This is a genomic window from Pantoea cypripedii, from assembly GCF_002095535.1.
Taxonomy (GTDB): Bacteria; Pseudomonadota; Gammaproteobacteria; order Enterobacterales; family Enterobacteriaceae; genus Pantoea; species Pantoea cypripedii.
In genome coordinates this window covers 3,429,309-3,454,682 of the sequence record NZ_MLJI01000001.1, presented here as the reverse complement: position 1 = coordinate 3,454,682, position 25,374 = coordinate 3,429,309, and the positions used below count along the sequence as shown (strand labels likewise).

At 57.1% G+C, this 25,374-nt stretch carries 21 protein-coding genes; 16 read left to right on the top strand and 5 right to left on the bottom strand.

Translation table 11 applies throughout. The features are described 5' to 3' along the window. Nucleotides 1-3 precede the first annotated feature (3 nt). The 3 genes from HA50_RS15925 to HA50_RS15915 are packed head-to-tail and all read left to right on the top strand — an operon-like array spanning nt 4 to nt 2,004. Nucleotides 4-654, top strand: coding sequence for an amino acid ABC transporter permease (locus HA50_RS15925; protein WP_084876542.1), 651 nt, complete (start codon nt 4-6; stop codon nt 652-654). Continuing rightward, nucleotides 654-1,319: an amino acid ABC transporter permease gene (locus HA50_RS15920; RefSeq protein ID WP_084876541.1), complete on the top strand. Its 666-nt coding sequence runs from the start codon at nt 654-656 to the stop codon at nt 1,317-1,319. Before HA50_RS15925 ends, HA50_RS15920 begins: the two co-directional genes overlap by 1 nt. A 13-nt stretch (nt 1,320-1,332) precedes the next feature. Continuing rightward, nucleotides 1,333-2,004: a DUF1989 domain-containing protein gene (locus tag HA50_RS15915; RefSeq protein WP_084876540.1), complete on the top strand. Its 672-nt coding sequence runs from the start codon at nt 1,333-1,335 to the stop codon at nt 2,002-2,004. A gap of 31 nt (nt 2,005-2,035) precedes the next feature. Here HA50_RS15915 and HA50_RS15910 read toward each other — a convergent pair whose 3' ends face one another. Further along, nucleotides 2,036-2,662 carry a hypothetical protein gene (locus HA50_RS15910; RefSeq protein ID WP_084876539.1) on the bottom strand — a complete coding sequence of 209 codons (627 nt, stop codon included), beginning with the start codon at nt 2,660-2,662 and terminating at the stop codon, nt 2,036-2,038. Between the two features lie 384 nt (nt 2,663-3,046). On the opposite strand from HA50_RS15910, the gene HA50_RS15905 reads away from it, so the two are divergent. Beyond that, the gene (locus HA50_RS15905; RefSeq protein ID WP_084876538.1) at nt 3,047-4,210 is read left to right on the top strand and encodes an MFS transporter; all 1,164 of its coding nucleotides are present in this window, start codon (nt 3,047-3,049) and stop codon (nt 4,208-4,210) included. Here HA50_RS15905 and HA50_RS15900 read toward each other — a convergent pair. Continuing rightward, nucleotides 4,207-5,127: a LysR family transcriptional regulator gene (locus HA50_RS15900; protein WP_084876537.1), complete on the bottom strand. Its 921-nt coding sequence runs from the start codon at nt 5,125-5,127 to the stop codon at nt 4,207-4,209. The two genes, HA50_RS15905 and HA50_RS15900, sit on opposite strands and share 4 nt — an antisense overlap. 110 nt (nt 5,128-5,237) lie before the next feature. On the opposite strand from HA50_RS15900, the gene lysA reads away from it, so the two are divergent. After that, the gene (lysA, locus tag HA50_RS15895; RefSeq protein ID WP_084876536.1) at nt 5,238-6,491 is read left to right on the top strand and encodes a diaminopimelate decarboxylase; all 1,254 of its coding nucleotides are present in this window, start codon (nt 5,238-5,240) and stop codon (nt 6,489-6,491) included. Between the two features lie 79 nt (nt 6,492-6,570). Here the strand turns inward: lysA and HA50_RS15890 are convergent, their stop codons facing one another. Beyond that, on the bottom strand, nt 6,571-6,876 hold the full coding sequence (locus HA50_RS15890) for a PTS lactose/cellobiose transporter subunit IIA (protein ID WP_084876535.1): 306 nt from the start codon (nt 6,874-6,876) through the stop codon (nt 6,571-6,573). Between the two features lie 179 nt (nt 6,877-7,055). On the opposite strand from HA50_RS15890, the gene HA50_RS15885 reads away from it, so the two are divergent. The 5 genes from HA50_RS15885 (at nt 7,056) to HA50_RS15865 (ending at nt 11,457) form a co-directional block, all read left to right on the top strand. Next, complete coding sequence (locus HA50_RS15885) at nt 7,056-8,390, top strand: PTS sugar transporter subunit IIC (protein ID WP_084876534.1); 1,335 nt, start codon at nt 7,056-7,058, stop codon at nt 8,388-8,390. A gap of 9 nt (nt 8,391-8,399) precedes the next feature. Then, nucleotides 8,400-9,827 (top strand): glycoside hydrolase family 1 protein, encoded by a 1,428-nt coding sequence (locus HA50_RS15880; protein WP_084876533.1) that lies wholly within the window; start codon nt 8,400-8,402, stop codon nt 9,825-9,827. 10 nt (nt 9,828-9,837) lie between these two features. Next, complete coding sequence (locus tag HA50_RS15875) at nt 9,838-10,155, top strand: PTS sugar transporter subunit IIB (RefSeq protein ID WP_084876532.1); 318 nt, start codon at nt 9,838-9,840, stop codon at nt 10,153-10,155. Between the two features lie 79 nt (nt 10,156-10,234). Next, on the top strand, nt 10,235-11,008 hold the full coding sequence (locus HA50_RS15870) for an FCD domain-containing protein (protein WP_084878568.1): 774 nt from the start codon (nt 10,235-10,237) through the stop codon (nt 11,006-11,008). Beyond that, the gene (locus HA50_RS15865) at nt 11,008-11,457 is read left to right on the top strand and encodes a GNAT family N-acetyltransferase (RefSeq protein WP_084876531.1); all 450 of its coding nucleotides are present in this window, start codon (nt 11,008-11,010) and stop codon (nt 11,455-11,457) included. The genes HA50_RS15870 and HA50_RS15865 overlap by 1 nt, the downstream gene beginning before the upstream one ends. A gap of 107 nt (nt 11,458-11,564) precedes the next feature. Here HA50_RS15865 and HA50_RS15860 read toward each other — a convergent pair whose 3' ends face one another. Beyond that, a complete protein-coding gene (locus tag HA50_RS15860; RefSeq protein WP_084876530.1) occupies nt 11,565-13,088 on the bottom strand; it encodes a methyl-accepting chemotaxis protein in 1,524 nt (507 codons plus the stop codon). 166 nt (nt 13,089-13,254) lie between these two features. Then, a complete protein-coding gene (galR, locus tag HA50_RS15855; RefSeq protein ID WP_084876529.1) occupies nt 13,255-14,256 on the bottom strand; it encodes an HTH-type transcriptional regulator GalR in 1,002 nt (333 codons plus the stop codon). A gap of 195 nt (nt 14,257-14,451) precedes the next feature. Between galR and HA50_RS15850 the strand changes: the two genes are divergently transcribed. From HA50_RS15850 to HA50_RS15825, 6 genes are all read left to right on the top strand, one after another. Beyond that, nucleotides 14,452-16,725, top strand: coding sequence for a molybdopterin-dependent oxidoreductase (locus tag HA50_RS15850; RefSeq protein ID WP_084876528.1), 2,274 nt, complete (start codon nt 14,452-14,454; stop codon nt 16,723-16,725). A 274-nt stretch (nt 16,726-16,999) separates the two neighbouring features. Continuing rightward, nucleotides 17,000-18,730 (top strand): penicillin-binding transpeptidase domain-containing protein, encoded by a 1,731-nt coding sequence (locus tag HA50_RS15845; protein ID WP_084876527.1) that lies wholly within the window; start codon nt 17,000-17,002, stop codon nt 18,728-18,730. Between the two features lie 426 nt (nt 18,731-19,156). Beyond that, complete coding sequence (locus HA50_RS15840) at nt 19,157-19,345, top strand: YlcI/YnfO family protein (protein WP_084876526.1); 189 nt, start codon at nt 19,157-19,159, stop codon at nt 19,343-19,345. A gap of 299 nt (nt 19,346-19,644) precedes the next feature. Beyond that, on the top strand, nt 19,645-20,781 hold the full coding sequence (locus HA50_RS15835) for an efflux RND transporter periplasmic adaptor subunit (RefSeq protein ID WP_084876525.1): 1,137 nt from the start codon (nt 19,645-19,647) through the stop codon (nt 20,779-20,781). 9 nt (nt 20,782-20,790) lie between these two features. Beyond that, nucleotides 20,791-23,925 carry an efflux RND transporter permease subunit gene (locus HA50_RS15830; protein ID WP_084876524.1) on the top strand — a complete coding sequence of 1,045 codons (3,135 nt, stop codon included), beginning with the start codon at nt 20,791-20,793 and terminating at the stop codon, nt 23,923-23,925. Further along, nucleotides 23,915-25,321, top strand: coding sequence for an efflux transporter outer membrane subunit (locus HA50_RS15825; RefSeq protein WP_084876523.1), 1,407 nt, complete (start codon nt 23,915-23,917; stop codon nt 25,319-25,321). Before HA50_RS15830 ends, HA50_RS15825 begins: the two co-directional genes overlap by 11 nt. Nucleotides 25,322-25,374: the final 53 nt, after the last annotated feature.

Genomic DNA, 25,374 nt, shown 5'->3' with positions numbered 1-25,374 from the left:
GCGATGGGGCTGGATCAACAGGTAGTGGCCGCGCTGCCGGAACTGGGGCACGGTCTGCTGATGACGTTAGTACTGACGGTGCTGGCATCATTGGTGAGCGTAGTGATGGGGCAGCTCGGCTGCTTCCTGCAACTGCGCCGGGCCTGGATCTGGCGCGCCATTGGTCGTCTCTACGTTAGCCTGATGCGCGGCACCCCGGCCATTGTGCAGCTGTTTGTGGTGTTTTTTACCTTGCCGCGTCTGGGGTTGGGTGGTCAGCCGATGCTTGCAGCGGTGGTGGCGATCGGGCTGAACAGTGGGGCTTACGTGGCGGAAATTCTGCGCGTCAACCGCAATCTGGTGACGCGCGGGCAACTGGAAGCCGCCCGGACGCTGGGGTTAAACCGCGCGCTTACCTGGTGGTATGTCATCAATCCTCAGGTGATGCGCGCCAGCCTGCCGATGCTGGTGAATGAGTTCACCATTTTACTGAAAACCACCCCGCTGGCCTCGGTGGTGGCGCTGACAGAACTGACCTATGCCGGTCAGATTGTTATCGCCCGCACCTATGATGCCACGCAGGTGCTGCTGCTGGTGGCGGCCGGTTATCTGCTGATTGCGCTGCCGTTGATCAGTGCCGCACGGCGACTGGAAGCAAAACGGAGGCTGGCATAGTGGATTGGCAGGCAATTATGACCTCGCTGCCATCGTTGGGGGATGGCCTGGTGGCAACCCTGCAATTGTGTGCAGTGGCGGCGCTGTGTTCGCTGCTGTGGGGGGCGCTGATGGCCGCCATGCTGATGCGTGCTTCCCCGTTCTGGCAGCGATTGCTCAATATTTACAGCGGGTTAACCCTGGCGCTGCCGTTGCTGGTGGTGATTTATCTGCTCTATTTTGTGTTGCCGGAGTACGACATCACCCTGTCTTCGCCGGTGGTCGGCGTGCTGGCGCTGACGCTCTACTACGCACCTTATATCGCGCAGGTGATCCGTGCGGCGATTGCCGCGCTGCCGAAAGGGCAATGGGAGGCGTGTCGGGTGCTGGGGCTGAGCCGCAGCGAGCAACTGCGCGATGTGGTGTTGCCGCAGACGCTGCCGCAAATGCTGTCACCGCTGGTCGGGTTAACCATTGGTTTGATTAAAGACTCTGCGCTGTTGTCGGTGGTTTCGGTGCAGGAGTTTATGTACGCCGCCAAACAGGCAATTTCTGATACTTACGCGCCGCTGGAGATCTACCTGACAGTAGCGCTCTGCTACTGGCTGCTGAACAGCCTGATCGACTGGCTGGCGCGCTGTCTTGAATCCCGCATGACGCGCTATCGTCGCGGCATGCAGCATTAATCTGGAGAACAACATGTCGGCTGAATATCAGCATCGTGCAACCATGACCATTCCGGCGCGCTACGGTAAAGCGGTGCGTCTTAATAAGGGCGAAGCGGTGCAGGTGATTAACCTGCACGGTACCCAGGTGGTGGATTGCTGGGCCTACAACGCGGATGACGTCAGTGAATATATGTGTATGGAGGCGACACGCGTCTGGAACCAGCGCCTCAATCCAAAGGTGGGCGACAGTTTTATTACCAGCCAGCGCCACCCGATCCTGACGCTGGTGGCGGATACCTCGCCTGGCGTGCACGATACTTTTATGGCGGCCTGTGATGCTCGTCGCTATGAACTGCTGGGCTGCACCGAGCCGCACCGCAACTGCCACGACAACCTGCATGAAGGGCTGGCTGAGCTGGGTGTGCAGCTGCCGCACGGCAACCTGGCCTCGTTCAATATTTTTATGAACATCCAGGTGCAGGCGGATGGTATCACGCTGAAGACGCTGCCGGTGGTGACCAAACCGGGTGATTACATCGTGCTGCGTGCCGAGATGGATTGCTTTGTGGCCTTCTCGGCCTGTCCGCAGGATATCGTCAGCATCCAGGGGCAGGGCGATAACACCCCGCGCGACGCTGAGCTGCGTATTCTCACCGACGGGTTCCCGCAGGTGACATTACAGGGGCCGTGGGTTCCGGCCTGATTTGTTTTTCAGGTGCGCAGTCATGCGCACCTTACGATTTCATCACCCCATCCAGCCACTTCTGGAAGCGCGCGTAAGGGATATACAGCGCCACATCCTTGTACAGGGTTTTACCGCTGTGGTTATCGTTAATCCGGCTGCTGTAACCGACGATCACCCCGGCTAAGGTGTTGTCGTCGGCGTTATACACCGCCCCACCGGACATGCCCTTCACCACGCCCGCATTGGCGGCCACCACCACACAACTGGCTTTGTTCCAGTCATTCGCCAGCGTGGTGTTGATCAGATTCTGACCGGTGGAGGCCACCGGCATCGCGCTGATAAAGCTGTAGCCATACAGATTGATGTTGTCACCAATCCGGCCATTGCGAAAATGCGGTGGCAAATCCGCCTCGCTGTTTTTGTGGTACACCACGGCAAGGTCACATTCGGGGTGCCAGGCCTTCACCCGATACATCGAGTATTTCGCCACATGCGCGGCTGTCAGGCTGTACTCGGGGGTCAGGGGAATCACTGAACCGAGTGCACCGACACCCAGCACAGTAGGAATGCCGGTGAAGGTCATATCGACGCGCTTTTGCGCCTCTTTACTGTACTCGTAGTGCCCGACCGAGCAGCCACTCAGACAGCCAATCGTTACGGCTATGAGCCATCGCATACGCTCTCCCCTTTGAAGAATGACGAGACATTACCAGGCAATCCATTGGGGTATCGGCAACGCGGAAATTTCCTTTAAGGATTGATTCCCCGTCGAAATGCGACAGTGATCACAACCCGTCTTCAAGAGTAGCGTGAAAAAATCGTTCTGTTTCAGGAATGAGAAAACACCGAAGGGGTACAGATCCGCTCTCTGCGTGAGCGGTGAACGATTATTGCGGTAGCGGCAAAATAACCTTGCGGCATGCGGGGTGTATGGCGGAAAGTGGCTATGCTTTAATACGCGTTGTGACGCAGATCAAAAATTAATAAGCGTCTGCTATCACCGTTCCGCGTTCGTGGAACGGCCTGCCTGCATAAATTATCGTTATTGGGAGAGTGTGTTATGCCTGTTGCATTACTGGCGCTGGCGCTGAGTGCGTTCGCCATCGGCACCACGGAATTTGTCATTATGGGATTACTGCCGGAAGTGGCGGGTGATCTGCAAGTGTCGATTCCTTCTGCGGGATGGTTGATCAGTGGCTATGCGTTGGGCGTCGCCATCGGTGCCCCGATTATGGCGCTGCTGACAGCAAAACTGCCGCGTAAACGTACCCTGGTTCTGCTGATGTGTATCTTCATCGTCGGCAATGTCTTGTGTGCGCTGGCCTACAGCTACAATCTGCTGATGCTGGCACGCATTGTTACCGCGCTGTGTCACGGTGCGTTTTTCGGTATCGGTTCCGTGGTGGCGGCCAGTCTGGTAGCCCCGAGTCGTCAGGCGTCGGCAGTGGCCTTGATGTTCACCGGCCTGACGCTGGCTAACGTGCTCGGCGTGCCGTTGGGCACCTGGTTTGGTCAGATGTTTGGCTGGCGCGCCACCTTCTGGGGTGTGGCGATTATCGGTATCTTCGCCTTTATCGCGTTGATCGTCAGCCTGCCCACCAACAAAGACGAAAAGCCGGTGCATCTGGCGAGCGAAGTCAGCGCGCTGGCGAACGGCAAGCTATGGCTGTCGCTGCTGATGACGGTGTTTTTTGCTGCGGCAATGTTTGCATTGTTCAGCTATATCGCGCCGCTGCTGTTGCAGGTCACCGGTATCACCGATCGCGGCGTCAGCTGGACGTTGTTCCTGATTGGCGCGGGCCTGACGGTGGGTAACATCCTGGGCGGCAAACTGGCTGACTGGAAAGTCTCCTTCAGCCTGATCCTCAGCTTCTCACTGATTGCGGTGTTATCGCTGCTGTTCAGCTGGACCAGCCATGCGCTGTGGCTGGCGGAGATCACCCTGTTCCTGTGGGCGATGGCGACCTTCGCAACCGTACCGGGGCTGCAAATCAACGTGGTACGCCATGGTAAAGACGCGCCAAACCTGGTCTCAACCCTGAACATTTCCGCGTTTAACGTCGGCAATGCGCTGGGTGCCTGGGTCGGTGGCGCGGTGATCGACAGAGGCTACGGGCTGACCTCGGTGCCGGTGGCCGCTGCGGCGCTGGCGGTGGTGGGCCTGGTGGTCTGCCTGATTACCTTCCGTAAATCAGGCGGGCAGGGCGAGGCGGTGCGCGCTTAAGCCAGCCGCTCGGCAATGCGCTGGGGGAACGCGGCGACCTGCTGTTGCAGATGGTCGCAGAAGTGATCCACCAGCGCAGACGCCGGACGGTGTTGCGGGCGTACCAGGCTGATGGTAAACGGCACCGCAATGCTAAACCGGCGCATCACCACACCGCTGTCGGCGTAATCCAGCGCCGTCAGCGGGTTCACGATCGACACCCCCACCCCGGCGCGCACCATCGCGCACACCGATGCGGCACTGTGCGTCTCCAGCACCAGCCGTCGTTCCACCCCTTGTTCATGAAACAACGTATCCAGTAACTGACGATAGCTGTCACTGCGCGACAGGCTGACGTAGTTTTGCCCGTGGAAATCCTGCGGCGTCAGCACCGCACGCTGGCACAGCGGATGCTGGGGCGGCAGCACACAAACTTCATCGCAGGTCAGCAGCGCGACACGTTCGGTGCCTGCCGGGGCATGCTGGGTTTCCGTCAGCCCCAGATCGTAACGCTGCGCCGACAGCCACTCCTCCAGCAGCGGTGACTCCTGCGGAATGATGTTCATGCTGACCTGCGGATAACGCTGCAAAAATGGCTGACACAGCGGCGGCAGCAGCGATTGAGAAAACACCGGCAGGCAGGCGATGGAGAGTTCGCCCTGGCGGAACTGACGTAAACCTTCGGCGGCATCCATGATGCGATCCAGCCCGTACCACGAGCGCTGCACTTCTTCGAACAGGCGCAGCCCCTGCACCGTGGGTTGTAAGCGGCCACGTACCCGTTCAAACAGTTGCAGCCCGAGCTGCTGTTCCAGCCGTGCCAGTTCGCGGCTGACGGTAGGCTGTGAGGTATGCAGCAGAGTGGCCGCCTGGGTCAGGTTGCCGCTGGTCATCACCGCGTGAAAAATTTCGATATGTCGCCAGTTAATTTTTGCCATACAACCTCCGTCGCAATCCATATCATATTTGCATAGCTGCCAGTAAAAAAGATATTTTTCTGCATGGATGGGCTGTGGCTAAATAACGTTAACGTCACAGGAGAATTGTTATGCCACGTCCATTGAATAACACCGTCACGGCACTGACTGCCGCCAATCTGCTGCCACTGACGCAGCGCTATGCTGGCCCGTTCTGGGCTTATGATGCCAGCGTCATCCAGCAGCGCATTGCGCAGCTGAGCCAGTTCGACGTGGTGCGTTTTGCCCAGAAAGCCTGCTCGAATATTCATATTCTGCGCCTGATGCGCGCGGCGGGCGTGAAGGTGGATTCCGTCTCGCTGGGGGAAATTGAGCGTGCGCTGGCTGCTGGTTATCAGCCGGGTGGCGAAGATATCGTGTTCACTGCGGATGTGTTCGATCAACCCACGCTGGCGCGCATTGCCGAGCTGAAAGTGCCGGTGAACGCCGGTTCAGTGGATATGCTGCATCAACTCGGGGCGGTATCAGAGGGCCATGCGGTGTGGCTGCGCATCAACCCCGGCTTTGGTCATGGCCACAGCCAGAAAACCAACACCGGCGGCGAGAACAGCAAGCACGGTATCTGGCACAGCGATCTGCCGCAGGCGCTGGCAGCGATCCAGCAGCATGGCCTGCGTCTGGTGGGTCTGCACATGCATATCGGTTCCGGCGTCGATTACGGTCACCTGCAACAGGTGTGCGACGCGATGGTCGATCAGGTGGTGGCCTTTGGTCAGGATCTGGAGGCGATCTCTGCCGGTGGCGGCTTGTCGATCCCTTACCGCTTTGGTGAAGAAGCGATCGATACCGATCACTACTACGGCCTGTGGAACGGCGCGCGTGAACGTATCGCGGCGCACCTGGGGCATGCGGTGCAACTGGAAATCGAACCGGGCCGTTTCCTGGTGGCAGAATCCGGCGTGCTGGTGTCACAGGTCCGTGCGGTGAAACAGATGGGTAGCCGTCATTTCGTGCTGGTGGATGCGGGCTTCAGTGATCTGATGCGTCCGGCGATGTACGGCAGCTATCACCATATCTCCCTGCTGCCTGCTGATGGCCGCGCGGTGGATGAAAGCCAGACGGTGGCGAGCGTGGTGGCCGGTCCGCTGTGTGAATCCGGCGATGTCTTTACCCAGCTGGAAGGCGGCAAGGTGGAAACCCGCGACTTACCGGCAGCCGAGGTCGGTGATTATCTGGTATTCCACGATACCGGCGCTTATGGCGCATCGATGTCATCCAACTACAATAGCCGCCCGCTGATCCCGGAAGTGTTGTTTGAAAACGGCAGCGCGCGTGAAATTCGCCGCGCGCAGACCATCCAGGAGCTGCTGGCACTGGAGCTGTAGCCTGTGTAGCGGCGCGATTTATCGCGCGAACCCGTGCGCGATGTGGGAAAAACCTGCGCGATAAATCGCGCCGCTACGTTCAGTGTAATTCTTTACGTAATAACACCATTTCCTCCGCCAGATCGCGGCACAGCATTGCGGTCATCAAATGATCCTGGGCGTGCACCAGGATCAGGGTCACCGGCACTTTGCCGCAACCTTCATCGGCCCCAATCAGCGCGGTCTGGATCTTATGCGCGGCCCTGGCCGCTTCGTCCGATGCGCGTAATGCCGCCTCTGCACCGTCCCAGTCTTTTTTGCGCGACTGCTGGATCGCCATCATCGCCTGCGACCGCGCTTCACCTGCATTAATCAGCAGTTCCATCATCGTTTGCTCAAAATCCATACTCGCCTCGTTTATTGGTATGCCAAATTCACGTTTTTGATGCTACCGGAATACCAAAAAGAGTTTCCGCGAGCATGATCACAGAAAGAAACAGCAATGATCGTCATTTTGGTATGCCACAACACGGAAGCTGACGCACAACACAGGAATGCTTCATCCAAACCACCGAGGGTTGACCCATGTCTCTACAGGACCGTCTTATCGATTCTCTGGGTAGCTTTGCCACGCGCTTCAATAGCTACCGCTACATCATGGCGATTAAAGCCTCCTTCATTACGCTGATGCCGGTGATCATCGTTGGCGCATTTTCGGTGTTGATCTCCAATATGGTGCTCGATGCGAAAAATGGTCTCGCCAGCTTTCCGATGCTGGCGTTTCTCGCCGATCTGAAACCGATTACCAGCAGCATCAACTACGCCACGCTGAGTTTTCTCAACATTGGCGCGGTGTTTCTGATTGGGATCGAGCTCGGACGAATCAACGGCATAAAAACGCTGTTTCCCGGCCTGCTGGCGATTATCTGCTTTATCTCCGTTACGCCGACCACCTTGCAGATGCTGGTCGATGGTCAGATGCATCTGGTTACCGATGTGCTGGCGAAGCAGTTCTCCGATACCAAAAGCCTGTTTCTCGGCATGTTTATCGCCATCCTTTCGGTGGAGATTTACTGCCGGCTGGAAAATGTCGATCGGCTGAAAATCAAAATGCCGGACACCGTGCCGCCTAACGTCTCCGCCTCCTTCTCGGCGCTGATCCCGTCGATCATCACCGTGACGCTGGTCGCCACCTTTGGCTTTATCTTCCATCAGATGACCGGCATGTATCTGTATGACGCGGTCTACAAAGTGGTGCAGCAGCCGCTGGAATCGGTGGTGCAGAGCCTGTGGGGCATTCTGCTGCTGATGTTTGTTGCCCAGCTGTTCTGGGTGATTGGCATTCATGGCAATCAGATGGTGAAACCGATTCGCGAGCCGCTGCTGCTGGGGGCGATTCTGGTGAATATGAACGCCTTCGAGCAGGGCAAAGAGGTGCCGAATATCATCACCATGCCGTTCTGGGATGTGTATATGAGCATTGGCGGCTCCGGGCTGACCATCGGCCTGCTGACCGCGGTGATGCTGGCAACCAAACGTAAAGAGATGCGCGAGATTGCCAAGTTATCCCTCGGCCCCGGCCTGTTTAACATCAATGAGCCGGTGATTTTTGGTATGCCGATCATGCTCAACCCGATCCTTGCCATTCCCTTCATCATCACCCCGCTGGTGACCGGTTCGATTGGCTACTTCGCCACGGTGATGGGTTTTGCCGGAAAAGCAGTGGTGATGGTGCCCTGGACCACGCCGCCGATTATCAACGCCTGGTTGTCCACGGCCGGTTCCATGGGCGCGGTGGTGACTCAAATCATCTGCATCGGCGTGTCGGTATTGATCTACCTGCCGTTCGTCAAAGTGGCGGCGCGTCGTGCCGAAGCGGCAGAAGCGAAAAACCTGCAACCGGAACTGGCGCAAAACTAAGGAGCAAGCATGAGTACCCATCATATCCCGCTGCCGGACGGCTTTATTCTCGGCGCGGCGGCATCGGCCTGGCAAACTGAAGGCTGGAGCGGCAAAAAACCGGGGCAGGATTCGTATCTGGATGCCTGGTATAACAACGACCGTGATGTGTGGCACAACGGCTACGGCCCGGCGGTGGCGACGGATTTTATTAACCGTTTCCGCGAAGATGTGGCGCTGATGAAAGCATCGGGCCTGACGCACTATCGCACTTCAATCAATTGGTCGCGCTTTCTCACCGATTACGAAAACGCAGTAGTGGATGAGGAGTACGCGGCCTATTACGACCAGTTGATTGATGAGCTGCACCGCAACGGCATTGAGCTGATGCTGTGCCTCGAACATTACGAGTTGCCAGCACAATTGCTGGAACAATATGGCGGCTGGCAATCGAAGCATGTGGTGGAGCTGTTCATCCGTTATGTCGAACAGGTTTTTGCCCGCTATGCCGGGAAAGTGACGCGCTGGTTTGTTTTCAACGAGCCGATTGTGGTGCAGACGCGCGTCTATCTGGATGCGCTACGCTGGCCTTATGAGCAGAACACCCATAAGTGGATGCAGTGGAATCATCATAAAAATCTGGCAACGGCAAAGGTGGTGCAGCTGTTTCGTCAGCAGGGCTATGCCGGTACGGTGGGCACCATTCTTAATCCGGAAGTCACGTATCCCCGCTCAACCGCCGCGCATGATGTGCAAGCGGCCAGCATGTATGACCTGTTCTATAACCGGGTGTTTCTCGACCCGGCAATCAAAGGGGAATATCCCGCCGAACTGCTGCAACTGCTGGAAAAGCATCAGATCAGGTGGGAGGTGACGGCGGAAGAACTGGCGATTATCGCGGCCAACACCGTCGATGAAGTGGGGCTGAATCTTTACTACCCGCATCGGGTAAAAGCCCCGTCCCGCGCATGGCACCCGGAGACACCGTTTCATCCGGCGTACTACTACGAACATTTCGACCTGCCAGGCCGACGTATGAATACCTCGCGGGGCTGGGAAATTCAGCCGCGCATCATCTACGACATGGCGCAACGCATGAAACAGGAATACGGCAACCTGCCGTGGTTCGTGGCGGAAAGCGGCATGGGCATTGAAAACGAAGCGCGTTTTAAGGATGCGCAGGGGGTGATTCAGGACGATTACCGCATCAATTTTATTGCCGAACATCTGCATCAGGCGCTGCGCGCGCAGGCGGCAGGCTGCCATTGCCAGGGCTACATGCTGTGGGCCTTCACCGATAACGTCTCGCCGATGAATGCCTTCAAAAACCGCTATGGATTGATTGAGATCGACCTGGATAACCATCGTCAGCGGCGGATGAAAAAGTCGGCGCATTGGTTTCGTCAGCTGCGTGATAGCCAGCAACTGACGCTGGATATTAATGATGAAGTGAAATAAGGATGCCCACATGAAACGAATCGTACTGGCCTGCGCGGCAGGCATGTCTACCTCAATGGTGGTTACCCGGATGGAAAAAGAGGCGGCGGCGCGCGGTCTGGAGTACCAGATCTACGCCATCCCGGAGCAAAACCTGCGCGAAGAGTTACAAAACTACGGCCACGAGGTGGCAGTGGTGCTGCTGGGGCCGCAGGTGCGTTTTAAGCTGGAGGAAAACAAAAAGCTCACCGACAGTTATCAGCTGCCGATTGCGGTGATCGATACCCTGGCTTACGGCACGCTGAATGGTGCAAAGGTACTCGATCAGGCGCTGGCTTTGGTACACTAGCGCCCAGATAGCAGACAGGTTCCGGCGCGCAATGGAAGCGGCTGGAACCTTGTGCGCCATGATGCAAAAGGGTGACAGCGTGGAAAAAGCCGAAGCGCCACAAGAGAAAAAGCAGTATCAGGAAATTGGGCAGCATCTGCGCCAACAAATTATTGACGGGCATTACCCGGTGGGCTCGCGCCTGCCGCCGGAGCGTCAGCTGGCGGAAACCTGGGGCGTGAGTCGTACTATCGTGCGTGAAGCCTTGCTGATGCTGGAGCTGGAAGGGACGGTGGATATTCGTCAAGGCTCGGGCGTTTACGTGATGCGTATCCCTTCGGACAGTGATGATGCGGAAGAAGCCTTTTTCCGCAGCGATGTTGGCCCTTTCGAAATGCTTCAGGCTCGCCAGTTGCTGGAGAGCAATATTGCCGCCTTCGCGGCCAAAATGGCCACCAAAGCCGATATTGAAAACCTGCGCCGTACCCTGGAGCAGGAGCAACGCGCCATCGCCCTTAACGACAGCAGTCAGGATAACGATAAGCTGTTTCATCTGCTGCTGGCGGGGGCGACACAGAATCAGATGCTGCTGGATACCGTCACCAGCGTCTGGCGTCATCATGAAGCCAGTCCGCTGTGGCAGCAGCTGCGCCCGCAGTTTGAAACCCGCGCCTATCGCCTGAAGTGGTTGGGCGACCATCAAACCATCCTGGCCGCACTGCGCCGCCGTGACGTGATGGGGGCCTGGCAGGCGATGTGGCAACATCTGGAAAATGTGAAAAATACCCTGCTGGAACTCTCTGATGCGGATGCGCCGGATTTTGACGGTTATCTGTTTGAATCAGTGCCGATTTTTCAGGGGAAATTAATGTAATGCAGATTCTGCCACTTCAGGAAGTGCCTCATTTCGCCTCACAGATTACCGATTGGTTATGGCGGGAATTTGGTGAAGGTACCCCGCGTGAGTTTTATGCCAGCATTGTAAAAAGCAGCCTGAAAGGGGCTGATTTTCCGGTGACCTTTGTGGCGCTGGATGGGAGCAGGCCGCTGGGAACGGTGGGATTCTGGCGCTGCGATTTGATTAGCCGCCAGGATCTCTATCCGTGGCTGGCGGCGTTATTTATCGAAGAAGATGCGCGTGGGCAGGGCGTCAGCCAGGCACTGCAACAGCATGTTATCGACTATGCGCGTAAGCGTGGCTATGACCAGCTGTGGTTGTGGTCCACCTTCGCCGGATATTACGAGCGTTTTGGCTGGCAGTTTAAAGAGGAAGCGCTGGAGTACCCGGATACCGTGGTACGGGTGTATCAGCAGGCACTTTAACTAAATTGCGCCGCTACAAATCGCACAACATTGTAGCGGCACGATTTATCGTGCAATGGCTGCTCGATGCTGGAAAAAATGCGCAATAAATTGGGCCGTTACGGGGCTCAGGCGCGATGCAAACGAAATGCGCCGACCAGCCGTGAAACATGCTCCGCCTGTTCCTGCAACGACTGAGACGCCGCCGACGCCTGCTCCACCAGCGCCGCATTCTGCTGCGTCACATCATCCATCTGATCGATCGCCCGATGCACCTGGTTAATCCCCTGGCTTTGCTCTGCGGCGGCGGTGGCGATTTCACTCACCAGGCTATTGACCTGCGTAATCACCTCATTGACCGACTGAATGCTGTCGCCCACCTGCGCCGCCTGCTGCGCGCCAGACTCAATCAGATTGGTTGAAGCTTCAATCAACGTTTTAATTTCCCGCGCAGCGGTGGTGGAACGATGGGAAAGGTTGCGAACTTCCCCGGCCACCACGGCAAAACCTTTACCATGCTCCCCGGCACGCGCCGCTTCGACAGCGGCATTCAACGCCAGAATATTGGTTTGAAACGCAATACCTTCAATCAGGCCGGTAATATCTTTAACTTTTAACGCACTTAAATGAATGTCGTTCATGGTGCTGAGCATGGTGTCCAGCGATGCGGTGCTCTGGCGCGACAGCGTACTGGCATTGTCCGCCAGTCGCGTCGCATCGCGCGTGTGGTCGGCGGTCTGGCGCACGGTTTCACTCAGCTCGGTCATGCTGGCGGCGGTCTGCTCCAGCGAGGCGGCCTGTTGCTCGGTACGTGCCGAGAGATCTTCATTACCGGCAGCGATTTGCGTTGAAGCGCTGCTCACCGACCCGGCTGCGGTATTTACCGCTGTCAGCGATTTTGAAATATGGCGCATCAGCTTATTGAAGTAACCGGCCATTCTGCTCACTTCATCGTTGCGGCTTTCGTCAGCCGCCACCGTGAGATCGAGATGCTCAGTCGCCTGCGCCATAATCGTCGAGATATTGTTCAGGCTGCGGCGGATGTGCTTAATGGTCAGCAGCGCGAACACCACAATCATCAACACCGCGACGGTGATCCCTGCCACGGTTGCCCAACTGACAAAATGAAAAATGGTGCGGTTGGTGGCCCGCAGTTGGTCGCCAATCGTCATGTTAAGCGCCATTTGCTGGCGATAATCGGCAATCAGCGTTTGAATCGCGCTACCCATCCCGCCCGCGTTATCCAGCTGGCTCGGGTCATTGGCTTTCACTGCGGCCAGAAATGCGGGCAGACGGTCGCTGATCACCTTGAGGGTGTCGCTCGCCTGCTGCGCCATTCCAGCGTCTTTATCACTGGCGATATGGTCGTTTTGATAGGCATTTTGCTGGTCGCGAATCTGCGCGATTTGTTGCGTTATCTGCGCTTCAGCGGCGGCGCTTTTGCTGTTTTGATATTGATACAAGGTCAGATACAGCTGCTGGCTGTGATCGGTGAGTTCGCTAAGGAGTTTGATCGAGGGAATAGCGCGGCTTTGCACGTTTTCGAAGCGGTCCTGAAAGCCGCTGATAAAAGCAATCGCCAGGGTTCCCTGCGCCACGATTACGGCAGTGATAAACGCTAATGCCAGAAGCAGACGTCGGGAAATACTCATAGGTCCTCCTTGATGTTCAGTCGATCCTTGCTGGCATGGCCAGAAGAGTGTCCGGCAGGTATCGGCAGAGACGTTAAAGAGGTTTAATGTTTTTTTACTTCTGTGTTCCAAATTTGTGACGAATACCCAGGGCGATTTGCATCGCCCTTACGGATAACGACAAAATTTAACCGGGTCCACTGACGGAATGGCGACGTACCAGCGTCGGGCTGAACATGTTGGTGACTTCCGGCATCGGCGTATCATTGGCCAGCGCTAAGGCCAGCTGCGCCGCCTGCTGCGCCATAGTGACAATTGGGTAGCGTACCGTGGTCAGACGCGGACGGACGTAGCGCGACACCAGCACATCATCGAAACCAATCAGCGACATCTCTTCCGGTACGCGGATGCCGTTGTCGCTCAGCACCGCCAGTGCGCCTGCGGCCATGGAATCGTTATAACAGGCTACTGCGGTGAATTGTTTGCCACGGCCAAGCAACTCGGTCATCGCCTGCTCCCCGCCCACTTCATCCGGTTCGCCCCAGGCAACCAGCCGGTCATTGCTCGGCAGGCCGTGTTCCTTCAGCGCATCGTAATAGCCTTGCAGGCGATCTTCGGCATCCGAAATGGTGTGGGTGGAACAGATAAAGGCGATTTGCGTGTGGCCTTGCTGGATCAGATGGCGTGTCGCCAGCCAGGCTCCGTAGCGGTCGTCCAGCGCGATGCAGCGTGATTCAAACCCTTTCAGCAGCCGGTTAAGCAGCACCATCCCCGGCACCTGCTTCATCAGCACTTCCAGATCCGCGTCCGGGATTTTTTTGGCATGCACCACCAGCGCATCGCAACGATGGCGCATCAGTTGCTCAATCGCCTGACGCTCTTTTTGCTCATTATGGTAACCGTTACCAATCAGCAAAAAGTTACCGGTCTGACCCGCCACTTCATCCACCGCTTTCACCATCGCGCCGAAAAACGGGTCAGAAACATCGCCGACCACCAGGCCGAGGGTTTCGGTGGATTGCTGCGCCAGCGCGCGTGCGTTGGCGTTCGGGTGATACTGCAACTGCTCCATTGCCATGGTGACGGCGAGGCGTGAGTTCTCGCTGGCCTTGGGGGAATTATTAATCACGCGGGATACGGTCGCGACCGAGACCCCAGCCATTCTGGCAACATCCTTAATGGTAGCCATTCGTTAACCTGCTTCCGGGAAAACGTTTACACATGCCCCCAGTGTTACGGAAATCACCCAGCGTCGCAACCCGGCAGAATGCCAGCGCTGTCGCAAAAGTGCGGAAAATCAGACGCTCGCGGCCAGGCTTTAGCCCGATACGGCCCGCATGTTATGCTGCCAGAACTAACAACACCTGCCTGCCGGACCATAACCATGAAAACACGCGTGCCACACCTGGCGCACTGGGGCGCTTTTACCGCCGTAACGGAGCATGATCGCCTGACTGGCTGCGAACCTTTCTTCGCGGATGCCGATCCTTCGCCGATGCTGAATACCATTCCCGAGCTGGTTTATTCGGATAAACGTATTCGCCAGCCGATGGTGCGCCGTTCGTGGCTGAAATCACGCGAGAACAGCGATCGTACCCTGCGTGGCCGTGAAGATTTTGTCGCGGTGGACTGGGATACCGCGCTGGACCTGGTGGCGGAAGAAAATCGCCGGGTGCGCGAACGTTACGGTGCCTCCGGCATATTTAACGGTTCTTATGGCTGGTCATCGGCCGGGCGGGTAAACCATGCGCGTACCCTGATTCGTCGCTTCTATTTTCAGGGCGGCGGCGGGGTTGACCAGCAGGGCAACTACAGCTGGGGCGCAGCGCAGTTCTTTTTACCTTATGTGATTGGTACCTATATGCCGCTGACCGGTCGCGTCACCGACTGGCCGGACGTGGTGGAACATGCGGAGATCTTTGTCGCCTTTGGCGGGCTGGCGCTGAAAAATGCCCAGGTGGCCTCCGGCGGGGCCGGGCAGCACAGCCTGAAACCGGCGCTGGAGCAGCTGACCGCTAAAGGTACGCCGATCATTAACATCAGCCCGATGCGTGATGACTGTCCGGCGTTCGTCAACGCGGAGTGGATTCCGATTCGGCCCAATACCGATGTGGCGCTGATGCTGGCACTCGGATTTGAAATCACCCGGCGTCAGGCGGTGGATGAGGCTTTTCTTGCCAGCCACTGTACCGGCTGGCCGCAGCTGCGCGCCTATCTGCTAGGCGAAAGCGACGGCGTGGCGAAAACCCCGGAGTGGGCCAGCCAGATTACCGGCATCCCGGCGGCGCGCATCGCGCTATTGGCGCAACAGCTGATCGGCAAACGCAGCTTTATTACCTGTTCCTATTCGGTACAGCGCGCCCATCGTGGCGAGCAACCGTACTGGATGATGATTGCCTTGTCGTCGATGCTGGGCCAGCCCGGTTTGCCAGGTGGCGGCTTCTCATTCGGTCATGGCTCGATGAACAGCGTTGGCAATCCGCGTCAGGAAGGTCCGGCACCGCTGATGAGCACCGGCCCCAATCCGTCTGGTCTGTCGATTCCGGTGGCGCGTATCAGCGATATGCTGCTCAATCCGGGTCAGCCTTACACCTTCCAGGGCGAGACGCTGCATTATCCGGATATCCATCTGGTGCACTGGGCCGGTGGCAACCCGTTCCATCACCATCAGCAATTGAATCGCCTGGTCGAAGGCTGGCAGCGCCCGGATACCGTGGTGGTGCAGGATATCGTCTGGACGCCTGCGGCGCAGATGGCGGATATCGTGTTGCCTGCCACCACCACGCTGGAACGCAATGATATTGGCGGCTCCTCGCGTGACCGTTTTGTGCTGGCGATGCATCAGGCGATTAAACCGCAGCATCAGGCGCGTAATGACTTCGATATCTTTGCCGATCTCGCTGACCGCCTTGGTTATCGTGATGTGTTCACCGAAGGACGCAACGAGATGCAGTGGATCGAGCATCTGTATCAGCAATGCGCGGTGGCCCATGCGCGCAAAGGGATCCCCTTCCCGGAGTTCGGTGAATTCTGGCAGCGCGGTTTCGTGGAGATCCCCGAAGGGGGCGCACCTTACGTGTTTATGGACGAATTCCGCGCCAACCCGGTTACCCATCCGATTCAAACCGCCAGCGGCAAAATCGAACTGTTCTGCCAGACCATCGCCGATTATCAACTGGATGATTTTGCCGGTCACCCGGAATGGCGCGAGCCGCAGGAGTGGCTGGGGGCGGCGCTCAGTGAGCAGTTCCCGCTGCATATGATCTCAATCCAGCCATCCGATCGTCTGCATAGCCAGCTGGATGCCACCGCCACGGTGCAGGGCAACAAAACTGCCGGGCGTGAAACGCTGTATATGCACCCGCAGGACGCGGCGGCGCGTAAAATTGTCGATGGCGATGAGATCGAAGTGAACAACGCGCGTGGCCGGATGCTGGCCGGGGTGCGCCTTACCGATGGCCTGACGCCGGGTGTGGTGATCATCTCCACCGGCGCCTGGTTTGACCCGGGTTTTGGCCGCGCCTGGCAGCCGTGGGACCGCGCAGGCAACCCCAATGTGTTGACGCTGGATATCGGCACCTCGTCGTTAACTCAGGGGCCGAACGCCATGAGTTGCCTGGTGGAAATCAAAAAACATGAGGTTTGCACAATCCAGTAAGAATCTCATCGCTGGTTACATTTTGCGGGTAACTGTTGCGTTTGAGAGATGGAATCCCGTCTCTGCGCCTTGCTACAGTCAGGGTCCCAGAGGTATTGATGGGTGAACATCAAAAAGTTTTCTTGATTACACCGACCTGCGCAGATGCGCAGGTTTTTTTTGTCTGCGTCCCACGCTAACGAACTGAAACACAGTTTTCCTGTTATCCCGCCTCGCCTTTCTTTATAACTGCTGCGATAGCCCCGTTTTACTTTTTAATTGCAGTGGTAATACCATGGCCCGAATAAAAAAACTTCTGGGAAAAGACCAGATCCAGGCCCCATTCAATCCGTTTCGTTTTCGCCTGATTTGTTTAGGTGTGCTCGGTTGTATGGGTCTGCTACTGGCACGCGTCGCTGATTTGCAGCTGATAAATCATCCGATGCTGGAACACGAAGCGGATCAGCGTTCGCTGCGTACCGTCACGTTGCCAACTAACCGCGGTACTCTGCTGGACCGTGACGGCGAAGCGCTGGCGCTCAGCGTCCCGTCCCGCGATATCATTGCCGACCCGATGCGGGTACTGGAAAGTAACCCCGATTTTACCAGCGCCAAGTGGGCCTATCTGGCTAACGCGCTGAATATGCGGCCGGATCAGCTGGCGCAGCAGATTGTCGCTAACCCGAAAAAACGCTTCCTGTACCTCGGGCGTAAAATTGAGTTAAGCATCGCCAAAGATATCGCGGCGCTGCGCCTGAAAGGCATCAGCTCGGTGTATGACGACAGCCGTTTCTATCCGATGAGTGAAGCTGCTGCGCCACTGATTGGTATCGTCGGTGCGGATAACAACGGGCTGAATGGCCTGGAAAAAGGTTTTGACCGCTTGTTGCAGGGCGAAGAGGGTAAAGAGGTTTATCGCCAGGACAAAAATGGCAACATCATCTCGATGATTGATTACCAGCCGCCGCAGCAGCCACCCACCGTGCAGCTCAGCATCGACAAATTTGACCAGTACACGCTATACAGCAAACTGCGTGACGGCGTGCTGCTGAACAAAGCCGACTCCGGCGCGGCGGTACTGGTGAAAATCGATACCGGCGAAATTCTGGCGATGGCGTCTTACCCGTCGTTCAACCCGAACAACTACGATGGTGCGACGCCCGCGCAAATGCGCAACACGGCGATAAACGACAGCTACGAACCCGGCTCCACGGTGAAACCACTGGTGGTGATGGAAGGGCTGGAGCGCCATCTGGTGCGACCGGATTCAGTGATCGATACCACGCCTTACTCGGTTAACGGCCACCTGATCCGTGACGTCGGCCACTGGCCGCGCCTGACCATGACCGGCATTTTGCAGAAGTCGAGCGACATCGGGGTCTCCCATATTGCGCTGGCGATGCCTGCTGAGGCGCTGGTGAATACCTATCAGGCCTTTGGTCTCGGCAAACCCACCGGGTTAGGGCTGACCGGCGAGAGCGTCGGTTACTTCCCGCTGCATCGTGAGCGCTGGGCGGATATCGAACGCGCCACCTTTGCTTTCGGTTACGGCCTGCGCGTCACGCCGCTGCAAATCGCGCGTGAATACGCCACGCTGGGGTCGTATGGCATCTATCGTCCGCTGTCGATCACCAAGGTGACGCCGCCGGTAATGGGTAAACAGGTGGCCGATCCGCAAATCGTGCAAACCGTGGTGCATATGCTGGAGAGCGACGTATTGCCAGGGGGAACCGGGGTGAAAGCCGCCGTGCCGGGCTACCGGCTGGCAACCAAAACCGGTACCGCAGAGAAGATGGGCACCAGCGGCAAGTATGATGGCGGTTACGTCAACTACACCGCAGGCATCGCGCCTGCCAGCCATCCGGAAGTGGCGCTGGTGGTGATGATCAACCATCCGACCGCCGGTGACCACTTTGGTGGTTCGGTGGCGGCTCCGGTCTTCGGCAACATTATGGGACCGGTACTGAAACATATGAACATCGCGCCCGACGCCATCTACAGCAAACCAGCACCCGATAAATCTTAACGAAATCATGATGTAAACGAGGTGGTGAAGTTTTCACACCTCGTTGCATTTCCCCGAATTCCGTTGCGTTTTCCCGCTGTCGTCAGCACACCGTTGATGCGAGGATGAAAGTCCCAGAGGTATTGATGGGTGCGAAGAACGGCAGCATATGCTGCTCACCCTGTTCTGTTGCACCGACCCACGCAGATGCGTGGGTTTTTTTTTGCCTGTGAGTCAGAGCCAAATCATGGTGTCCAGGCAATGCTAAATCGCTCACACCTCTTATCTATCCCTTAACGTTCCCCCGCCAACAAAAAAATATCTCGTCGTGTAACGTATGCCACAACGCACTGCGATGTCGCATTCCATCAAGGTCCGCCAGCCCCTTACTGTGTTGGTAGCGCAGGTAAGGGGCGTATTTTTTGCCATCCGTTGAGTCGAAACCCTATGCCAAAACTCAAAGACCGAACGCCGAAAGGTGAGGGCCGCTCGGCGGCATTCCAGCTGCGTATCCATCCGGAATTGCATGATCAGCTTCGTGCGCTGACCGATGATGACAACGTGACGCTTTCCTGCTGGCTGAAAGATCTGGCACGGCGTGAGCTGCGCCGTCGCGGGATTGAGCCGAAGGGATAACCGGCTGAGCAAGGCGCGATACATCGCGTCGCTACATGTGGGGTGCAAAGTTTAGCAGTGGCGCTAACCAACGCCGTTACCGTAGCGACGCGATTTATCGCGCTAAGCCAACTTCAGCGGGATGAAAACCCGCAAAAAGCTAAAAAACACAGCGATTTATCGCACGAAAGGTTTACCATTTTCGTTTCGAAAATATGTTTTACGCAACCTTAACAGCTGTGTAGTTGCACCCTGCCTACAATGACTTTCCTTGAGAGTAATCATTCTCATTACTTTTACCCATCTTGTTGAGAAAAACTATGCGCCTGAAACTTCTTTCTGCCAGCGTCGTGTTTTTACTGGCAGCCTGTGATCAGGGCGGAGCGACACCCGCCGCGTCTGCGACGCCGCAAGTCGGCGTTGTCACCCTGAAAACCGAGCCTGTCACGCTGGTGACACAACTGCCTGGCCGCACCACGGCGGTAAGAACCGCTCAGGTGCGTCCGCAGGTCAGCGGTGTGATCCAAAAAATACTTTTCACCGAAGGGGGAGAAGTGAAAGAGGGTCAGCCGTTGTATCAAATCGACCCGGCCACGTATAAAGCGGCTTATGACAAAGCCATGGCGACCTGGCAAAACGATGCCATGCTGGCGAAACGCTATCAGCCACTGGCGGCCGCCCACGCCATCAGCCAGCAAACCTACGATGATGCGGTGGCGGCTGAGCGCGAAGCGAAAGCCGATGTGGAAACCGCCAAAGTGAATCTCGACTACACCCTGGTGAAAGCACCGATCTCCGGTCATATCAGCCGTTCGATTTACACCGCCGGTGCGCTGGTCACTGACGGGCAAACCGACTATCTCGCCACCATTACCCAGCTTGATCCCATCTATGTCGATGTGAATCAGTCGTCAACCGATTTGCTGCACCTGCGCCGCGCGCTGGCTGACGGCAAGATCGCGAAGATCGACGATAACACCGCCGCCGTGGGTCTCACGCTGGAAGATGGCAGCCAGTATGGCGCGCAGGGCAAGCTGGCCTTCTCGGAAGTGAATGTGGATACCGCCACCGGCACCGTGGTGCTGCGCGCGGTGTTCCCGAACCCGAAAGACGAGTTGCTGCCGGGCATGTATGTCCACGCCAGCTTCCCGCAGGGCGTTCAGCAGCAGGGCATCCTGGTGCCGCAGGAATCCATCATGCATGACACCAAAGGCCAGCCTTACGTCTACGTGGTGAAAAGCGATAACACCATTGAGCAGCGCAGCATCAGCACCGGCGAGATGATCAAAGGGGAATGGCTGGTGACTGGCGGCCTGAAAGAGGGCGAGAACGTGGTGGTGAACAATCTGCAAAGTGTACGCAGCGGCGTCAAAGTGACCACCACAGCGGCCAATACCAATGACACGCCATCCGCCAATGCCGTCAGCCTCTCCATGACTGATGCTGCGGCACAATAAGGGGGCGTAATGTCTAAGTTTTTTATTGAACGCCCGATATTTGCGTGGGTGATCGCGATCATTGTGATGCTGGTGGGGGCGATTGCAACGCTCAAACTGCCGGTAAACCAATACCCCGATATCTCACCTCCGGCGGTGTCGATTTCCGTTACCTATCCCGGTGCCAGTGCCGAAACCACGCAAAACACCGTGGTGCAGGTAATTGAACAGCAACTTAACGGCCTGGACGGTCTGCGTTACCTCGAATCCAGCAGTGCCTCCGACGGTAGTGCGCAGATCATCGCCACCTTCAACCAGGGGATTAACCCGGATATTGCCCAGGTACAGGTGCAGGACCGCGTTTCTCTGGCGGAGTCGCAGTTACCGACCGATGTGACCCAGCAGGGTATCCGCATCCGTAAGTACCAGAAAAACTTCATGATGGTGGTTGGCCTGATTTCGAAAGACGGCAAGCTGACCAACGGTGACCTCGCGGATATGCTGGTCTCCAAACTGGAAGACCCGATTTCCCGTACCCCAGGCGTCGGTGACTTTATGGTGCTGGGTTCCGAATACGCGATGCGTATCTGGCTCGATCCCGCCAAATTGTACAAATACAACCTGATGCCGAGCGATGTCAGCACCGCGATTGATAATCAGAACGTGCAGGTGTCTTCCGGTTCACTGGGCGGTCTGCCGACCATTCAGGGCGCGAAAACCCAGGCAACGGTACTCGGCAAAACCCGTTTCACCACGGTGAAACAGTTTGAGAACGTGCTGCTGAAAGTGAACAGCGATGGTTCGCAGGTGCGCCTGAAAGATGTGGCGTCGGTAGCACTGGGGCCACAAAGCTACGGCATTGACGCCACGCTCAACGGCAAACCGGCGGCGGGTATCGCGCTGCGTCTGGCAACCGGTGCCAACGAGCTGAACACCGCGAAAGCGGTCCGTCAGACGATTGCCGATTTGAAAGAATCGCTGCCGGATAACGTGGAAGTCACCTATCCCTACGACACCTCGCCAGTGGTGAGCGCGTCAATTGAAGAAGTGGTGAAAACGCTGATCGAAGCCGTGGTGCTGGTGTTCTTCGTGATGCTGATCTTCCTGCAAAACCTGCGCGCGACCATGATCACCACGCTGGTGGTGCCGGTGGTTCTGCTGGGTACTTTCGGTATCCTTGCGGCCTTCGGCTACAGCATCAACACCCTGACGATGTTCGGGATGGTGCTGGCGATAGGGCTATTGGTGGATGATGCCATCGTGGTGGTGGAAAACGTCGAGCGCGTGATGCACGAAGAACGGCTCGATCCGAAAACCTCCACCATCAAATCGATGCAGCAAATCCAGGGGGCGTTGTTCGGTATCGCGCTGGTGCTGTCGGCGGTGCTGCTGCCGATGGCGTTCTTCGCCGGATCAACCGGGGTTATCTATCGTCAGTTCTCGATCACCATTGTGTCGGCAATGGCGCTGTCGGTGATTATGGCGTTGATCTTCACCCCGGCGCTGTGCGCCACCTTATTGAAAGCCAGTTCGGCCGAGCACAAAACCACCGGGTTTGCCGGTTGGTTTAACCGCAAGTTTGATAGCGGTGCGATGCACTACACCCGTGGCGTGAGCAAAGTCATCTCGCGGCGTGGGCTGTTTATGGTGGTGTATCTGGTGATTGTCGGGGTGACGGGCTTCCTGTTTACCCGCGTACCCACCACCTTCCTGCCCAATGAAGACCAGGGCCTGATGATGGTGCAGATGACTCTGCCGGTAAACGCCTCGTCGCAGCGTACCCAGCAGGTGATCAACGACCTGAATGATTACCTGCAAAAGAATGAAGCCTCAGTGGTCACCACCACCTTTGGCGTGGCGGGCTTTAACTTTGCCGGTCGCGGCCAGAGTAACGCCATGGCGTTTGTGCGTCTGAAAGACTGGGGGGAACGAACCCATAGCGGCCAGAGCGTACAGGATTTGGCTAACCGGGTAATGGCGCATTTTGCCAATTACAAAAACGCCAAAATCTTTGCCATGGTGCCGCCTGCGGTGATGGAGCTGGGTAATGCCACCGGCTTTGACCTCTATTTGCAGGATACCGGCGCGCACACCCATCAGCAGATGATGGATGCCACGCATCAGCTGATTGCCCTGGCGAACAAAGACCCGCGTCTGGCTCAGGTACGCATGAATGGCCTGGAAGATGAGCCGCAGTATCAACTGGAGATTAATGACGAGAAAGCCAGCGCGCTCGGCCTGAGCATGACCGACATCAACAACACCCTGTCGGTGGCCTGGGGTTCCAGCTATATCGACCAGTTTATGTACAACGGCCGTGTCAAAGAGGTGTACCTGATGGGGAAAGCGGATTCCCGCGTGACGCCGTCTGACCTCAATAAATGGTACTTCCGCAACACCAGCGGCACCATGGTTCCGTTCTCCGCCTTCGCCTCCGGTAAATGGGTGTATGGCTCGCCGCACTTCGAACGCTTTAACGGCCTGACGGCGGAAGAGATCCTCGGCTCCCCGGCACCGGGTAAAAGTACCGGTGAAGCGATGAAAGCGGTTGAGGAGCTGGCGAAGCAGCTGCCGAGCGGTTTCCGCGTGCAGTGGTACGGCATCTCTTATGAGGAGCAGGCATCCGGTAACCAGACCACGCAGCTGTATGCCATCTCGATTCTGGTGGTATTCCTGTGCCTGGCGGCGCTGTACGAAAGCTGGTCGATTCCGTTCTCGGTGATTCTGGTGGTGCCACTTGGCGTGCTGGGTACCATTTCGGCGGTGTTGTTGCGCGGCTTGCAGAACGATGTGTTCTTCCAGGTAGGGCTATTAACCACCGTCGGGCTAGCGGCGAAGAACGCCATCCTGATTGTTGAATTTGCTAAGGAACTGCACGAGCGGGAAGGTAAGAGCCTGGTGGAAGCGGCAGTGGAGGCAGCCAGACTGCGTATCCGTCCGATCATCATGACGTCTATGGCCTTTATCCTCGGCGTGCTGCCGCTCACCATCTCTAACGGTGCGGGCGCGGGTAGCCAGCACTCCATCGGTACGGCGGTGGCTGGCGGGATGATTACCGCTACCTTCCTCGCCATCTTCTTTGTGCCGATGTTCTACGTGGTGGTGTCGCAGTTCTTCTCGCGTAAGAAAAAAGCATCCGCAGAGGGGGTGCAGCATGATAACTAAAACCTTTAACTGGGCGCTGCTGCCGCTGGCTGCCGCCCTCGGCTTAACCGGTTGTACCATGGAGCCGCATTATCAGCGGCCCTCAATGCCGGTGGATGCCCGTTACGACCAGCCCACGGCGGTCGGCAATGTGGCGGATCTGCCGTGGCAGAATTTTTTCACCGATGCCACGATGCGTAACCTGATCCAGCTTTCTCTTGCTAACAACCGCGACCTGCGCGTCGCGGCCCTGAATGTCGAAGAGGCGCGTAACGATGTCACGGTGCAGCGCGCGGCGCTGATGCCGTCGATTGACGCCACCGCCAGCCAGACCTCAGCCCATGAGCCGGGCAATCTGTACAACACCCAAACCAGCGGTCCGGTGACTTACCATGAGTTGAACGCCGGTCTGGGCGTCACCTCATGGGAGCTGGATTTCTTTGGTCGGCTACGCAGTCTGCGCGATCAGGCGCAGGAAACGTATCTCTCGACCGCAGCAACCGAGCGCGCCACCCGCATTTCGCTGATTTCGGAAGTGGCCACTGCCTGGCTGACCCTGTGTTCGGATAACGATCTGCTGCATCTGGCGCAGCACACCGCCCAGAGCCAGCAGGATTCGTACCGGCTGACCAAAATGAGCTATGACGGTGGCGTCAGCAGCGACCAGGATCTGGCCGAAGCAGAGAGTACGGTGCGCGCCGCCGAGGCGGATGTTGCCAGCTACACCCGTCAGGTACGTCAGGATGTGGATGCGCTGCGTCTGCTGGTGGGCACCGATTTGCCGGTGTCGCTGCTGTCCCAGGCGACGCTGGATGCCAACTGGCAGTTCCCGGCCACGCCAGCCGGATTGCCGTCCGATTTGCTGACGCGCCGTCCGGATGTGATGGCCGCCGAACATACGCTGAAAGCCGCCAATGCCAATATTGGCGCGGCACGCGCGGCCTTCTTCCCGAGCATTACGTTGACGGCATCCGGTGGCTCCACCAGTAGCTCGCTCGGCAGTTTGCTGGGCGGCGGCACCGGTGCCTGGTCGTTTGTCCCCTCGATCAACCTGCCGATTTTTGACGGCGGTAAAAACGAGGCCAACCTGAACATCGCCCATATCGAAAAACGCATTGAGATCGCCAACTATGAGAAAGCGATCCAGACCGCGTTTAAAGAGGTGAACGATGCGCTGGCCGGTCAGGACACCTGGCAGGATCAAATGACGGCCCTGCAAAAAGAGGTAGGTGCGAATCAGCGTGACTACGACTATTCTGAATTGCGTTATAAGCAGGGCGTTGATAATTATCTCAATGTGTTAGTGGCTCAACGTTCTCTTTACAGCGCACAACAAACGCTGATTAGCGCGCATCTGGGCCAGTTAAGCCAGAAAATCACCTTGTACAAGGCGCTTGGCGGTGGCTGGAAATCCTGAGGATCTTAACGAAACCCTTACGGTTTGAGCATGGAATAAAATATGTTTTTCAG

Bases quoted from the DNA above. Each gene is read 5' to 3' on its own strand.
- HA50_RS15925 (WP_084876542.1), top strand. From the start codon at position 4: ATGGGGCTGGATCAACAGGTAGTGGCCGCGCTGCCGGAACTGGGGCAC.
- HA50_RS15915 (WP_084876540.1), top strand. From the start codon at position 1,333: ATGTCGGCTGAATATCAGCATCGTGCAACCATGACCATTCCGGCGCGC.
- HA50_RS15910 (WP_084876539.1), bottom strand. From the start codon at position 2,662: ATGCGATGGCTCATAGCCGTAACGATTGGCTGTCTGAGTGGCTGCTCG.
- HA50_RS15905 (WP_084876538.1), top strand. From the start codon at position 3,047: ATGCCTGTTGCATTACTGGCGCTGGCGCTGAGTGCGTTCGCCATCGGC.
- HA50_RS15900 (WP_084876537.1), bottom strand. From the start codon at position 5,127: ATGGCAAAAATTAACTGGCGACATATCGAAATTTTTCACGCGGTGATG.
- lysA (WP_084876536.1), top strand. From the start codon at position 5,238: ATGCCACGTCCATTGAATAACACCGTCACGGCACTGACTGCCGCCAAT.
- HA50_RS15890 (WP_084876535.1), bottom strand. From the start codon at position 6,876: ATGGATTTTGAGCAAACGATGATGGAACTGCTGATTAATGCAGGTGAA.
- HA50_RS15885 (WP_084876534.1), top strand. From the start codon at position 7,056: ATGTCTCTACAGGACCGTCTTATCGATTCTCTGGGTAGCTTTGCCACG.
- HA50_RS15880 (WP_084876533.1), top strand. From the start codon at position 8,400: ATGAGTACCCATCATATCCCGCTGCCGGACGGCTTTATTCTCGGCGCG.
- HA50_RS15875 (WP_084876532.1), top strand. From the start codon at position 9,838: ATGAAACGAATCGTACTGGCCTGCGCGGCAGGCATGTCTACCTCAATG.
- HA50_RS15865 (WP_084876531.1), top strand. From the start codon at position 11,008: ATGCAGATTCTGCCACTTCAGGAAGTGCCTCATTTCGCCTCACAGATT.
- HA50_RS15860 (WP_084876530.1), bottom strand. From the start codon at position 13,088: ATGAGTATTTCCCGACGTCTGCTTCTGGCATTAGCGTTTATCACTGCC.
- galR (WP_084876529.1), bottom strand. From the start codon at position 14,256: ATGGCTACCATTAAGGATGTTGCCAGAATGGCTGGGGTCTCGGTCGCG.
- HA50_RS15850 (WP_084876528.1), top strand. From the start codon at position 14,452: ATGAAAACACGCGTGCCACACCTGGCGCACTGGGGCGCTTTTACCGCC.
- HA50_RS15845 (WP_084876527.1), top strand. From the start codon at position 17,000: ATGGCCCGAATAAAAAAACTTCTGGGAAAAGACCAGATCCAGGCCCCA.
- HA50_RS15840 (WP_084876526.1), top strand. From the start codon at position 19,157: ATGCCAAAACTCAAAGACCGAACGCCGAAAGGTGAGGGCCGCTCGGCG.
- HA50_RS15835 (WP_084876525.1), top strand. From the start codon at position 19,645: ATGCGCCTGAAACTTCTTTCTGCCAGCGTCGTGTTTTTACTGGCAGCC.
- HA50_RS15830 (WP_084876524.1), top strand. From the start codon at position 20,791: ATGTCTAAGTTTTTTATTGAACGCCCGATATTTGCGTGGGTGATCGCG.
- HA50_RS15825 (WP_084876523.1), top strand. From the start codon at position 23,915: ATGATAACTAAAACCTTTAACTGGGCGCTGCTGCCGCTGGCTGCCGCC.